Here is a 12,783-nt window from a genome sequence, read left to right as displayed (position 1 = left end):
CGGCATGACGGCCGTTCTGCGCATCCTGCTCCGCCGGGTCGCCCTGCTCGTGCCGCTGCTGCTCGGCATCGTGCTGTTCGTGTTCCTGGTGATGCGGTTCTCGGACGTCGACCCGGCGTCCGCGTTCTTCCAGGGCGCCAACCCGACCGAGCGGCAACTGCACGACTTCCGCGAGGAACACGGCCTGCTCGACCCGCTGCCCGTGCGCTACGCCGGCTTCGTCGCCGACCTGCTGCACGGGGACCTGGGCACCAGCGCGCTGACCCGGGAGCCGGTCGCCGACCAGGTCGCCACCGCGCTGCCGCTCACCCTGCAGCTGACGTTCCTGGGGCTGGGCATCGCCGTGGTGCTGTCCCTCGTGGGCGGCGTGACCGCGGCGATCCACCGGGACCGGCTGCCCGACCAGGTCATCCGGGTCGTGTCCCTGACCGGGGTGGCCGCGCCCGGCTTCTGGCTGGCGCTGCTGATGATCCAGTACCTGGCGGTCGACCTGGGCCGGTTCCCGACCGGCGGGTACGTCAACCCGGCCGACTCGTTCACCGGCTGGCTGCGGACGATGACGCTGCCCGCCCTCGCCCTGTCCCTGCCGGTGGCGGCGCAGCTGACCCGGGTCGTGCGGACGGCCGTGGTGGAGGAGCTGGACAAGGACTACGTGCGCACGGCGATCGGCAGCGGGCTGCCGCCCCGGGTGGTCGTGGGCCGCAACGTCCTGCGCAACGCCCTCATCAACCCGCTCACCGTGCTCGGCCTGCGCGTCGGCTACCTGCTGGGCGGCGCCGTCGTCATCGAGACGATCTTCTCGCTGCCCGGCATGGGCAAGCTGATGATCGACGCCGTGAAGAACGGCGATCCGGCCGTCGTCCAGGGCGTCGTCCTCACCACGGCGGCCGGGTTCGTGGTCGTGAACCTCGTCATCGACCTCCTCCATCTGCTGGTCAACCCGCGACTGAGGGATGCGAGCACATGATCACTCGCGCAGGCCTCGCCGAGGCGATGTCCCGGCCCGGCGTCCGGTTGCGGGGCCTGCGGCGGCTGCCGCCGCCGTCGAAGGCCGCCGTCTGCTTCCTGGTGGTCGTCGTCCTCATGGCGCTGCTCGCGCCGCTCCTCGCCCCGCACGACCCGCTCGACCAGCAGCCGCCCGCCGGCGGCACCGGGCACCCGTCCGCCGTGCACTGGATGGGACAGGACAGCCTCGGCCGGGACATCCTCAGCCGGCTGATGCACGGGGCACGCTGGTCGCTGGCGATCGGGCTCGGGGCGACCGGCCTGGCCCTGCTGGCGGGCGCGCTGCTCGGGGCGGTCGCGGCGACCTCCCGCAAGGCGGTCGACGAGACGCTGATGCGCTGCCTGGACGTCGTGATGGCGTTCCCGGGCATCGCGCTGGCCGCCGTGCTGGTGGCGGTGTTCGGCGGGGGCGTCACGGTGCTGATCTGCGCGATCGCGTTCCTGTTCACCCCGCCGGTGGCGCGGGTCGTGCGGGCGAACGTCCTCGACCAGTACGGCGAGGACTACGTGACCGCGGAGCGGGTGATCGGCGCCCGCACCGGGCACATCGTGCTCCGGCACGTGGCGGTCAACTGCGCCGCGCCGGTGCTGGTGTTCTGCACGGTCCAGGTCGCCGAGGCGATCGTGTTCGAGGCGTCGCTGTCCTTCATCGGGGCGGGGGTTCGGCCGCCCGACCCGTCCTGGGGCGGTGTCATCGCCGACGGCAGGAACATGGTGCTGACCGGCGGCTGGTGGGCGACCGTGTTCCCGGGGCTGCTGATGCTGGTCACCGTGCTGTCGCTGAACATCCTGTCCGAGGGTGTGTCCGACGCGTGGGCGGCCCCGCCGGCCCGCGAGGTGGACGCCTCCGACGACGACCGGCTGCGGGCGCCGGAGCCCGGCGGCGGGGACGCCGTCCCCCTGCCCGGCCTCGCCGAGGCGGCCCGGCGGCTGCGGGCCCGGGCCCGGCACGTGCCCCGGGACGGGCAGCCGGTGCTGGCGGTGGAGAACCTCGCCCTCGGCTTCGGCGATCGGCACGGCGGTGTGGACATCGTGGACGGCGTCTCCTTCGACGTGCATCCCGGTGAGGTGCTGGGGCTGGTCGGCGAGTCGGGCTGCGGCAAGTCCCTGACGGCGCTGACGATCATGGGCCTCCTGCCGCGGGGGACGCGTGTGCGGGGCCGGGTGCGCTTCCACCGGCGGGACCTGCTCGCCGAGCCGATGCGGGTACGGCGCAGGCTGCTCGGCCACGAGATGGCGATGGTCCACCAGGACGCCCTCTCCTCGCTGAACCCGGCGATGACGGTCCGCGCCCAGCTGCGGCAGCTCGTGCGGCGGGGCGGGCGGCGCGGCCCGGCCGAGCTGCTGACGCTGGTCGGGCTCGACGCCGAACGCACCCTGCGCAGCTACCCCCACGAGCTGTCCGGCGGTCAGCGCCAGCGCGTCCTCATCGCCATGGCCCTGTCGCGCGACCCGGCCCTGATCGTCGCCGACGAGCCGACGACCGCCCTGGACGTGACCGTGCAGGCGCAGGTCATGGAGCTGCTGCTGCGGCTGCGCGCGGAGCTGGGCTTCGCGCTGGTCCTCGTCTCGCACGACCTGGCGCTGGTCGCGGACGTCACCGACCGGGTGGCGGTGATGTACGGCGGTCGGATCGTGGAGACGGGGGTCACCGCCGACCTGGTGGAGGCCCCGGCGCACCCCTACACGCGCGGGCTGCTCGGCAGTGTGCTGTCACTGGAGTCGGCGCGGGAGCGGATGACGCAGATCAGGGGCGTGGTGCCGTCCCCGGCGGACTTCCCGGCGGGCTGCCGCTTCGCCGACCGGTGTCCCCGCGCGAGCGGCGTGTGCCGCACGACGGCCCCGGTGCTGGCCGGTACGCCGGCGCACTCGGCGGCCTGCCACCACCCGGTCACCGAGCTGTCGGACAGCGGGAGCGAGGCGGTGTCATGAGCGAACCGGCACGGCGGCCCTCGCCCGCCCTGGTGGAACTGTCCGACGCGCACGTCGTCCACAGGGCCCGGAGCGGCGGCCTGTTCGGCCGCGACCGGGTGTACGCCCTGACCGGCGCCGACCTGGCGATCGCGCCCGGGGAGACCGTCGGCGTGGTCGGCGAGTCGGGCTGCGGCAAGTCGACGCTGGCGAAGCTGCTGGTGGGGGTGGAGCGGCCGACGCGCGGGACGGTGTCCTTCCGGGGGCGCGACCTGTGGGCGATGCCCGCCGGTGAGCGCAGACGCGCCGTCGGCAGCAGCACCGGCATGATCTTCCAGGACCCGTCGACGGCCCTGAACCGCCGGTTGCCCGTCCGGCGGATCCTGCGCGACCCGCTGGACGTGCACGAGCGCGGCACGAGGGCCGAACGCGAGGACCGGGTCCGGGAGCTGATGTCCCTCGTCGGTCTGCCCCGGGCTCTGGCCGACGCCCTGCCGGGGCAGCTGTCCGGCGGGCAGCGGCAGCGCGTCGCGATCGCCCGGGCGCTGGCCCTGGACCCGGACCTGGTCGTGGCGGACGAGCCGACCAGCGCCCTGGACATGTCGGTCCGGGCCCAGATCCTCAACCTCCTGCTGGACTTGAGGGAACGGCTCGGTCTGGCCCTGGTGTTCGTCTCGCACGACATCCAGACGGTCCGGCGGATGAGCCACCGTGTGATCACGATGTACCTGGGCCGGATCGTGGAGGAGTCCCCGGCCGGCCTGGTCACCGACCGGGCCCGGCACCCGTACACCCGCGCCCTGTTCTCCGCCACGCCCGGCCTGCTCCACCCGCTCGACCCGATCCCGCTCGCCGGACCGGTCCCCTCGGCGACCCGCCCGCCGAGCGGCTGCCCCTTCCGCACCCGCTGCTGGAAGGCGGACGGGGTCTGCGCGGACGAGATGCCGGGCTTCTCCGCCGCGTCGGCGCCCGCGCACCGCTTCCGCTGCCACCATCCTGTCCGGGAGGACGAGTCGACCCGCGGCCTCGTCCCCCGGAGCGACCCGATGGAGGCTTCATGACGTTCACCCCGCTGACCGGCGTCATCCCGCCCGTCTGCACGCCCCTGACACCGGACCGCGAGGTGGACGTCCCCTCGCTGCTCAGGCTGGTCGGCCATCTGGTGTCCGGCGGGGTGCACGGGCTGTTCGTGCTCGGCTCGACCTCGGAGGCGGCGTATCTGACGGACGGGCAGCGCAGGTCGGTGGTCGAGGCGGTCACCAAGCACGTGGGCGGGCAGCTGCCCGTGCTGGCCGGGGCGATCGACATGACCACTCCGCGGGTCCTGGACCATGTCGCGTCGGTGTCGGCGGCCGGCGCGGACGCCGTGGTCGTCACCGCCCCGTTCTACGCCCGCACCCACCCCGCGGAGATCGCCGGCCACTACCGCGCGGTCGCCGCCGCGAGCCCGGTCCCGGTCATCGCCTACGACATCCCGGTCGCCGTCCACACCAAGCTCCCCCCGGACGTGCTCCTGGAGCTGGCCGCCGACGGCGTCCTGGCCGGGCTCAAGGACTCCAGCGGCGACCTGGCCGCCTTCCGCGAGGTCGTGACCGCCGTCCGGGACCACGAGGACGTCACGGGCTTCAGCGTGCTGACGGGTTCGGAGCTGATCGTCGACGCGGCCCTCGCGATCGGCGCGGACGGCACGGTGCCCGGCCTCGGCAACGTCGACCCGCACGGCTACGTCCGCCTGGACGGCCTGTGCCGTGCCGGGGAGTGGAAGGAGGCCCGGGCCGAACAGGAGCGGCTCTGCGCCCTGTTCGGCCTGGTGTCCGTGGGCGACCCGGCCCGCATGGGCCCCGGCTCCTCGGCGATCGGCGGCTTCAAGGCCGCGCTGCACCTGCGGGGCGTGATCGACTGCCCGGTCACGGCCCGGCCGCAGGTGCCGCTGTCACCGGACGAGGTGGCCCGGGTCCGGACGTACCTGGTGGCAGCCGGGCTGCTGTAGGGACGCACCACGGCGGTACACCGGGCCGGTGGCGAGCGGGCGCCGGGGCCAGAGGCCGTCGCGGTGCCGGGGTGCGCCGGCTCACGGCCGCGTCGGGGCTCCTCGCGGCCCGGTGGATCACCGGGTGAGCCCCGGATCGGCGAGCGAGGGGCTCAGGAGAGGGAGAGGAGGAGCTCCTCCCTCTTCTTGGTGCCGAGGCCGTCCGCGCCGCCCTCCTGGGTCAGGCACTCCTTGAGGCCGCTGGCGACGATCGCGAAGCCGGCCCGGTCCAGCGCACGGTTGACCGCGGCGAGCCGGGTGACGACCTCCTCGCCGTCGCGGCCCTCTTCGAGCATGCGCACGACGGCGAGCTGTTCCTGGGCGCGCTTGAGCCGGTTGGCGGCCGACCGCACCCGGTCGGCGGGGAGCTGGACCATGGGTGTTCCCTAAGAATGTCGGCCGGTCCGGGAGGACCGGGTATGGCTGATGGGTGTTTGCCGTCGATGGCTCGGAAGGAATGGCCGCCCGGTCCTCCGGGACGCTCCGACCACTGATTGAGAACTGCGGTCATCGCTGGTTAGGGACCTGTCGGCAAAGTGTTCCTCGGGCCATGGAAGTGCTGGTCACGGTGGAACGGAGCGACGGGCTCGAGCACGCCTCACGCGCGGATGTGGGTCGGCACCGACGCCGGCAAGGGACATCACCGGGCAGCCGCTGTCGACGCCGACGGCGAGACGCTGTTCTCGACGAAGGTGATCCACGACGAAGCCCAGATCCTCACACTCATCGAGACCGCCCGCGAGCGGGCTGACGAGGTGCGGTGGACGGTGGACATCTCCGGCCGTGCCGCCACCCTGTTGCCGGCCCTGATCGCGTACGGCCAGCAGGTCGTCTACGTGCCCGGCCGGACGGTCAACCGCATGTCCGGCGCCTACAAAGGCGAGGGCAGGACCGACGCCAAGGACGCCCGTGTCATCGCCGACCACGCCCGCATGCACCCGAAGGACTTCACCCCGCTGAGCACGCCCGCGGAGCTGGTCACCACGTTCCAGGTGCTGACCAACAACCGGGCCGACCTGATCGCCGACCGGGTACGGCTGATCAAACGGCTCCGCGACCTGCTGGTGGGGATCTGCCCCGCGCTGGAGCGGGCCTTCGACCACTCCGCGGCCAAGGGACCGGTGGTGATGCTGACGGACTATCAGACCCCGGCCGCCCTGCGCCGGATCGGCGTCAAGCGGCTGACGACCTGGCTCGAGCGCCGAAAGGTCCGCGGCGCCGACACCATCGCCGCCAAAGCGGTGGAGGCGGCCCAGTCCCGGATGACCGCGCTGCCCGGCGAGAAGCGGGCCGCCAAGCTGGTCTGCGACCTCGCCCACCAGCTGCTGGCCCTGGACGAGCGGATCAAGGACAACGACCGGGAGATCCGCGAGACGTTCCGTGCCCACGACCGCGCCGAGATCATCGAGTCGATGCCCGGTATGGGTCCCGTCCTGGGCGCCGAGTTCGTCACCATCGTCGGCGACCTGTCCGGCTACCGCGACGCGGGCCGCCTCGCCTCGCACGCCGGCCCGGCCCCGGTCGCCCGCGATTCCGGCCGCCGCACCGGCAACCACCACCCGCCCAAGCGTTACAACCGGCGCCTGCGGCACATCCTCTACCTGGCCGCCCAGACCGCGATGATGCGGCCCGGCCCGTCCCGGGACTACCACCTCAAGAAGCGATCTGAAGGGCTCCTGCACACCCGAGCCCTGCTCGCGCTCGCCCGCCGACGGGTCGACGTCCTGTGGGCGATGGTGCGTGACAAGAGGCTGTTCACCTCCGCCCCGCCGGTCACGCAGGCGGCTTGACACGATCATTGAGATTCCTCTCACGGGGCCGGCCGGAGACCCGGCTGCGGTCACCGGCCGGCACTCTGGGCGGCCTTCCGCCGGGGCTCCCGCCGGGCTGCCGCGGTCCCGGCCCGGGCGAAAGGCCGCACCACACCCGTCGCCGGGGCCGGCGGAGGACTCCTAGGAGGGCGTGCGCGCGGCCGCCGCCAGCAGGCGGGTCACGTCGTCGGAGCAGAGGGTGAGCGCCGACCCGACCGTGGCGAGGACGTCCCGTTCGGCCGGGGTGTACGGCCCGTCCGCGAGGGCGATGCGCGCGCCCTGGAGCAGGATCGACTCGCGGCCGACGGTGGCGAGGTGCGAGGCGAGCGGGTCGAGGGCCTCGTGGAGCTCTATGGCCAGTCCGGCGCCGCAGGGTTCGCCGGTGATCCGCCCGGTGTCCGCCTCCAGGGCCTCGACCAGGGCGGCCAGCTGCTCCTCCGTGCAGTCGTCGAAGCCGGCCGCGCGCACGGCGAGCACGGCGGACTCCAGGGCCGTACGGGACCCGGCGCCGCCCGCGGCCAGCACGGCGAGAGCGACGGTGTGCACCGCGTCGCGGAGCATCGCGGAGAAGCGGGTGGTGGTCGGATGGTCGAGGACGTCCGTGCCGAAGTGGCGGCCGCAGGCGGCGCACTCCACGACCGGGCCGGTCTCGCCGCGCGGCAGCACGGGCACCCCGAGCAGCGTGAAGCGCCGCCGGCCCGTCAGCCGCTGGTAGTTGCGGTCGCCGCCGCAGCCGGGGCAGAAGAACTCCCCGTCGCCGACGGCCGTCCACGCGGTACGGGTGCCCAGGACGCGGGAAAGCCTGGCGGCATGGCCGTTTCGTCCCCGTCCTGGCAGCACGTCGCACCTCCGTCACGCCGCACGGCAGCGTCGCCGCGCTTGCGTGATGTTAGCCACATTCACGAGGAGGAGTCAGCACCCCGGAGGAGACCTTTCCGTGACCCGCACAGGGATTGGCCGGTAAATGACGGGGCTCCGCCCGCCGGTGTCCGGCGGGCGGAGCCCGTAAACCCCCGCTGCGGCTGGTCAGCGAGCCGCGCGGTTGACGGCCGAGACGACCGCCTTCAGCGAGGCCCGCGTCGTGTTCGCGTCGATTCCGATCCCCCACAGGACCTTGTCGCCGATGGCGCACTCGATGTAGGAGGCGGCCTGCGCGGAGGCGCCCTCGCTCATCGTGTGCTCCTGGTAGTCCAGCAGGCGCACGTCGATGCCCACGGACTGCAGCGCGTCGAAGAAGGCGGAGATCGGGCCGTTGCCGGTGCCGCTCAGCACGGTGTCCCGGCCGTCCACGGAGGCCTCGACGGTGAGGGTGTCGACGCCGTCGCGGTCGGTGGTGGACTGCCCGTTCTTGACCTGGATCCGGCCCCAGGGGTTCTCGGGGTTGGGCAGGTACTCGTCCTGGAAGACGGCCCAGATGTCCTTCGGCGTGACCTCACCGCCCTCGGCGTCCGTCTTCGCCTGGATGATCTTCGAGAACTCGATCTGCATCCGGCGGGGCAGTTCCAGCTTGTGGTCGTTCTTCAGGACGTAGGCGATACCGCCCTTGCCGGACTGCGAGTTGACCCGGATGACCGCCTCGTAGGAGCGGCCGACGTCCTTGGGGTCGATCGGCAGGTACGGCACCGCCCACTCGATGTCGTCGACCGTGACTCCCTTGGCCGCGGCGTCGGCCTCCATGGCGTCGAAGCCCTTCTTGATGGCGTCCTGGTGGGAGCCGGAGAAGGACGTGTAGACCAGGTCGCCCACGTACGGGTGGCGCGGGTGGACCTCCATCTGGTTGCAGTACTCCCACGTGCGACGGATCTCGTCGATGTCGGAGAAGTCGATCTGCGGGTCGACGCCCTGGGAGAAGAGGTTCATGCCCAGGGTGACCAGGTCGACGTTGCCGGTGCGCTCGCCCTGGCCGAACAGGCAGCCCTCGACGCGGTCGGCGCCGGCCATCAGGGCCAGTTCGGCGGCGGCTACGGCGGTGCCGCGGTCGTTGTGCGGGTGGATCGACAGGCAGACGTGCTCGCGGCGGGAGAGGTTGCGGCCCATCCACTCGAAGCGGTCGGCGTGCGTGGAGGGCGTGGAGCGCTCGACGGTGGCGGGCAGGTTCAGGATGATCTCGCGGCCCGGGCCGGGCCGCCAGACGTCCATGACCGCCTCGCAGACCTCCAGCGCGAAGTCCAGCTCGGTGTCGGTGAAGATCTCCGGGCTGTACTGGTAGCCGAAGTGGGTCTCGGGGCCCAGCAGCTTCTCGGCGTACTCCATGACGAGGCGGGTGCCGTCGACGGCGATCTGCTTGATGTCGTCCCTGGAGCCGCGGAAGACGACCCGGCGGAAGACCGGCGCGGTGGCGTTGTACAGGTGGACGGTCGCGCGCTTGGCGCCCTTCAGCGACTCCACCGTCCGCTCGATCAGGTCCTCGCGGGCCTGGGTCAGTACGGAGACGGTGACGTCGTCGGGGATGGCGCCCGGTTCCTCGATGATGGAGCGCACGAAGTCGAAGTCGGTCTGGCCGGAGGCCGGGAAGCCGACCTCGATCTCCTTGTAGCCCATCGTGACCAGCAGGTCGAACATCGCGCGCTTGCGGGCGGGCGACATGGGGTCGATCAGGGCCTGGTTGCCGTCGCGCAGGTCGGTGGAGAGCCAGCGGGGGGCGGTGGTGATGCGCTGGTCCGGCCAGGTGCGGTCCGGGATGTCGACCTGCTCGTAGCGGCCGTACTTGTGGATCGGCATGGAACTGGGCTGCTGGCGGTTCGCCATGATGCGGGGGCTCCTCAGGGGTGTCCGGAAGGACGGCCGACGACGCAGCACCAAGCTCCGCGGGGAGGGAGTCGGCCTCGACTACAGGCCCTCGCCGCGGCAGCTAAGGAGAAGCAGCCCGAAACGCATGATGCGCAGCATGCTAGCCGAGCCTCTGCCCTGCGCGTGGGTTCGTATCAGTATGCGGGACCGGGCGCCCATACGGGACGAAAGTGCGCCATACCACTTCGTCGCGGAACGCGAGGGCGCCCTTCCTGGCATTCCCCCCATCATGGTGCCTCCTCGTGACAGGCTCGTCACGCAGTGCAAAGGTGCGGAACATGACGACTCACGGGGGCTTCGAGCCCGTCTTCTGCACCATCGTCCCGCCCCACGTCCTCGACCGGCTCGCCCAGGCCGAGGACCCCGCACTCGCCGGTCCCGCCCGCCGCACCCTGCAGCGCGACGCCTACGAGCGCACCCAGCGCCGCCTGACCACCGTCCTCGGCGCCGCGGCCGCCCCCGCGGCCGCCGGCGGCAGGCCGCGGCGCACCGTCCACGACGCCCGGCACGGCACCGACCTGCCCGGCCACCAGGTCCGCGGCGAGGGCGACAAGCCCGGCGCGGACGCCACCGTGAACCGCGCCTACGCCGGCCTCGGCGCCACCTTCGAGCTGCTGTTGCAGGCGTACGGGCGGGACTCGATCGACGGCGACGGCCTGCCGCTGAACGCGACCGTGCACTACGAGCGCGACTACAACAACGCGTTCTGGAACGGCGAGCAGATGGTGTTCGGCGACGGGGACGGCGAGATCTTCCTCGACTTCACCATCCCGGTCGACGTGATCGGCCACGAACTCGCCCACGGCGTGACCCAGTACACCGCGAACCTCACCTACTTCGGCCAGCCGGGCGCCCTCAACGAGTCCCTGTCGGACGTCTTCGGCGCGCTGATCAAGCAGTACACGCTCGGCCAGACCGCCGCCGAGGCCGACTGGCTGATCGGCGCGGGCCTGCTCGCCCCGCGGGTGACGGGCGAGGCGCTGCGCTCGATGAAGGCGCCGGGCACGGCGTACGACGACGACGTGCTCGGCAAGGACCCGCAGCCCGCGACGATGGACGGCTTCGTGCGCACCGGCCGGGACAACGGCGGCGTCCACATCAACTCGGGCATCCCCAACCACGCCTTCTACCTCGCGGCCACGGCCCTGGGCGGCCCCGCCTGGGAGCGCGCCGGGCAGATCTGGTACGACGTGCTGACCGGCGGGGAGCTGCGGCAGCAGGCGCTGTTCGCCGACTTCGCCGCGCTCACCGTCAAGGCCGCCCGGGAGCGCTTCGGCGACGGGGAGGAGCGAGACGCCGTCTCGAAGGCCTGGGAGCGGGTCGGGGTGCGGACCCCGTAGTTCCGTACTAGACAGGTGCCATGCGGATTCTGGTGAGGCGTACGGGCGGGTTCGCCGGCATCGAGCGGCATGCCGAGGTGGACACCTCGGGCCGTCCCGACGCCGCCGAGTGGCGGGCCCTGGCCGAGAACGCGGTCGCCGACGGCCGGGGCACACCGCCGATCGGCGTCCCGGACGGGTTCAGCTACCAGATCACCGTGGACGGGAAGACGGTCTACGCGTCGGACCCGCGGCTGACCGACGCGCAGCGGAAGCTGATCTCACGGGTCCTGAAGGAAGGGGCCTGACCGGTCCGGCCGGACGGCCTGTCGACTTCCGTTACCGCCGGTACGGATGATCCGGCGCATGGCGACTGACGCGGGCACCGAGATCCCCCGTTTCCCGGCCGGCTTCCTGTGGGGCGTGTCGACCGCGGCCCATCAGATCGAGGGCGCGGCCGACGAGCGCGGGCCGTCCGTGTGGGACGTCTTCGCGGCCGGGCCCGGGCGGGTCAGGGACGGCTCGACGGCGGCGGTGGCCTGCGACCACTACCACCGCCACCGCGAGGACGTGGCCCTGCTGGCGGACCTGGGCGTGAACGCGTACCGCTTCTCGGTCTCCTGGCCGCGGGTGCGGTCCGGAAAGGGGCTGGACTTCTACGACCGGCTGGTGGACGACCTGTGCGCGGCGGGAATCCGGCCGGTGCCGACGCTGTTCCACGGGGACCTGCCGGCGGACCTGGACTGGCTCCGGCGGGACACGGCCGAGCGCTTCGCCACCTACGTGTCCGCGGTCGCAGGCCGCCTCGGCGACCGCGTGACGAAGTGGATCACCGTCAACGAGCCCGCCGAGCACACCCTGCTGGGCCACGCCCTGGGCGTGCACGCGCCGGGCGGGCGGCTGCTGTTCGACGCGCTGCCGGCCGCCCACCACCAGCTGCTCGCCCACGGCCTGGCCGTACGGGCCCTGCGCGCCGCGGGCGCCGGGGACATCGGCGTCGCCAACTTTCACGGTCCGACCTGGGCGGCGTCGGCCGAGGCGGCGGACGTGGAGGCGGCCGGCTTCTACGACCTGGTGCTCAACCGCCTGTTCGCGGAACCGCCGCTGCTGGGCCGGTACCCGGACGGCATCGGCGAGCTGATGCCCGGGGACGTCGAGGCGGACCTGAAGGTGATCGCCGAGCCGCTGGACTGGTACGGCGTCAACTACTACGCGCCGACGCGGGTGGGTGCCCCCCAGGGTTCGGAGATCGAGTTCGGCGGGGTCACCATGCCCGCCGAACTCCCCTTCTCCGTGCGGGAGATCGAGGGGCGCCCGGTGACCGACTTCGGCCGGCCGGTCGTCCCCGAGGGACTGACCGAGCTCCTGACCGGCTTCCGCGACCGCTATGGCGACCGCCTGCCGCCCGTGGTGATCACCGAGAACGGCTGCTCGTACCCGGGCGTGGACGACCAGGAGCGCATCGCCTACCTGGACGGCCACGTCCGGGCCCTGCACCGGGCGGTGGACGCGGGCGTCGACGTGCGCGGCTACTTCGTCTGGTCGCTGCTCGACAACTTCGAGTGGGCCGAGGGCTACGCACTCCGCTTCGGCCTGGTCCACGTCGACTTCGACACCCTGGAGCGGACCCCCAAGGCCTCCTACCGCTGGTTCCGGGAGCTGCTGCGGGCACAGGCGGCCCGGGGCCGTCGCCCTGAGGCCCTGACGCCCGGGTCGAGCAGCCGCAGGCCGCCGAGGGAGCGGGCCGATATTGCGTCGTTCACGCCGCGCCATGGTCTCTGATGTCTCGTCAACCTCGCCTCAGCACAGCGGACTTGACGCTTCCGGAGGGAGACGGGTGGGGGCGAAAGGTTCCGTACGAAATCATCAGGAAGATGGTTGCAGCGTGAACTGCGATGCCAGCATGATTACTGGTGCG

At 72.6% G+C, this 12,783-nt stretch carries 11 protein-coding genes; 8 read left to right on the top strand and 3 right to left on the bottom strand.

The window, feature by feature from the left end; translation table 11 throughout:
- The first annotated feature begins 4 nt into the window (after positions 1-4).
- From ACFW6P_RS00250 to ACFW6P_RS00235, 4 genes are read left to right on the top strand one after another with little or no spacing between them, the layout of a single operon-like run.
- Complete coding sequence (locus ACFW6P_RS00250) at positions 5-967, top strand: ABC transporter permease (protein ID WP_386350072.1); 963 nt, start codon at positions 5-7, stop codon at positions 965-967.
- On the top strand, positions 964-2,937 hold the full coding sequence (locus ACFW6P_RS00245) for a dipeptide/oligopeptide/nickel ABC transporter permease/ATP-binding protein (protein WP_386350069.1): 1,974 nt from the start codon (positions 964-966) through the stop codon (positions 2,935-2,937). Before ACFW6P_RS00250 ends, ACFW6P_RS00245 begins: the two co-directional genes overlap by 4 nt.
- Positions 2,934-3,977, top strand: coding sequence for an oligopeptide/dipeptide ABC transporter ATP-binding protein (locus tag ACFW6P_RS00240; RefSeq protein WP_386422429.1), 1,044 nt, complete (start codon positions 2,934-2,936; stop codon positions 3,975-3,977). The genes ACFW6P_RS00245 and ACFW6P_RS00240 overlap by 4 nt, the downstream gene beginning before the upstream one ends.
- Positions 3,974-4,906: a dihydrodipicolinate synthase family protein gene (locus tag ACFW6P_RS00235; protein ID WP_386350064.1), complete on the top strand. Its 933-nt coding sequence runs from the start codon at positions 3,974-3,976 to the stop codon at positions 4,904-4,906. The genes ACFW6P_RS00240 and ACFW6P_RS00235 overlap by 4 nt, the downstream gene beginning before the upstream one ends.
- A 152-nt stretch (positions 4,907-5,058) precedes the next feature.
- Here the strand turns inward: ACFW6P_RS00235 and ACFW6P_RS00230 are convergent, their stop codons facing one another.
- Complete coding sequence (locus ACFW6P_RS00230) at positions 5,059-5,322, bottom strand: metal-sensitive transcriptional regulator (RefSeq protein ID WP_386350061.1); 264 nt, start codon at positions 5,320-5,322, stop codon at positions 5,059-5,061.
- A gap of 231 nt (positions 5,323-5,553) precedes the next feature.
- On the opposite strand from ACFW6P_RS00230, the gene ACFW6P_RS00225 reads away from it, so the two are divergent.
- Positions 5,554-6,735 (top strand): IS110 family transposase, encoded by a 1,182-nt coding sequence (locus tag ACFW6P_RS00225; RefSeq protein WP_386422426.1) that lies wholly within the window; start codon positions 5,554-5,556, stop codon positions 6,733-6,735.
- Between the two features lie 162 nt (positions 6,736-6,897).
- On the opposite strand, the gene ACFW6P_RS00220 is transcribed toward ACFW6P_RS00225, so the two are convergent.
- Together ACFW6P_RS00220 and leuA are read right to left on the bottom strand one after the other, a co-directional pair.
- Complete coding sequence (locus ACFW6P_RS00220) at positions 6,898-7,596, bottom strand: TerB family tellurite resistance protein (RefSeq protein WP_386350056.1); 699 nt, start codon at positions 7,594-7,596, stop codon at positions 6,898-6,900.
- A 186-nt stretch (positions 7,597-7,782) separates the two neighbouring features.
- Positions 7,783-9,504, bottom strand: coding sequence for a 2-isopropylmalate synthase (gene leuA / locus ACFW6P_RS00215; protein WP_386350053.1), 1,722 nt, complete (start codon positions 9,502-9,504; stop codon positions 7,783-7,785).
- Between the two features lie 320 nt (positions 9,505-9,824).
- Here leuA and ACFW6P_RS00210 point away from each other — a divergent pair, with 320 nt between their 5' ends.
- From ACFW6P_RS00210 to ACFW6P_RS00200, 3 genes are read left to right on the top strand one after another with little or no spacing between them, the layout of a single operon-like run.
- Positions 9,825-10,886 (top strand): M4 family metallopeptidase, encoded by a 1,062-nt coding sequence (locus ACFW6P_RS00210; protein ID WP_386350050.1) that lies wholly within the window; start codon positions 9,825-9,827, stop codon positions 10,884-10,886.
- Positions 10,887-10,906: 20 nt separating this feature from the next.
- Positions 10,907-11,173, top strand: coding sequence for a protealysin inhibitor emfourin (locus ACFW6P_RS00205; RefSeq protein ID WP_386350048.1), 267 nt, complete (start codon positions 10,907-10,909; stop codon positions 11,171-11,173).
- Between the two features lie 58 nt (positions 11,174-11,231).
- Positions 11,232-12,647: a family 1 glycosylhydrolase gene (locus ACFW6P_RS00200; RefSeq protein WP_386422423.1), complete on the top strand. Its 1,416-nt coding sequence runs from the start codon at positions 11,232-11,234 to the stop codon at positions 12,645-12,647.
- Positions 12,648-12,783 lie beyond the last annotated feature (136 nt).

Source organism: Streptomyces sp. NPDC058741 (genome assembly GCF_042746715.1).
Taxonomy (GTDB): Bacteria; Actinomycetota; Actinomycetes; order Streptomycetales; family Streptomycetaceae; genus Streptomyces.
Note: the sequence above shows the minus strand (reverse complement) of the source record. Positions and strands in the feature narration are given on the sequence as shown.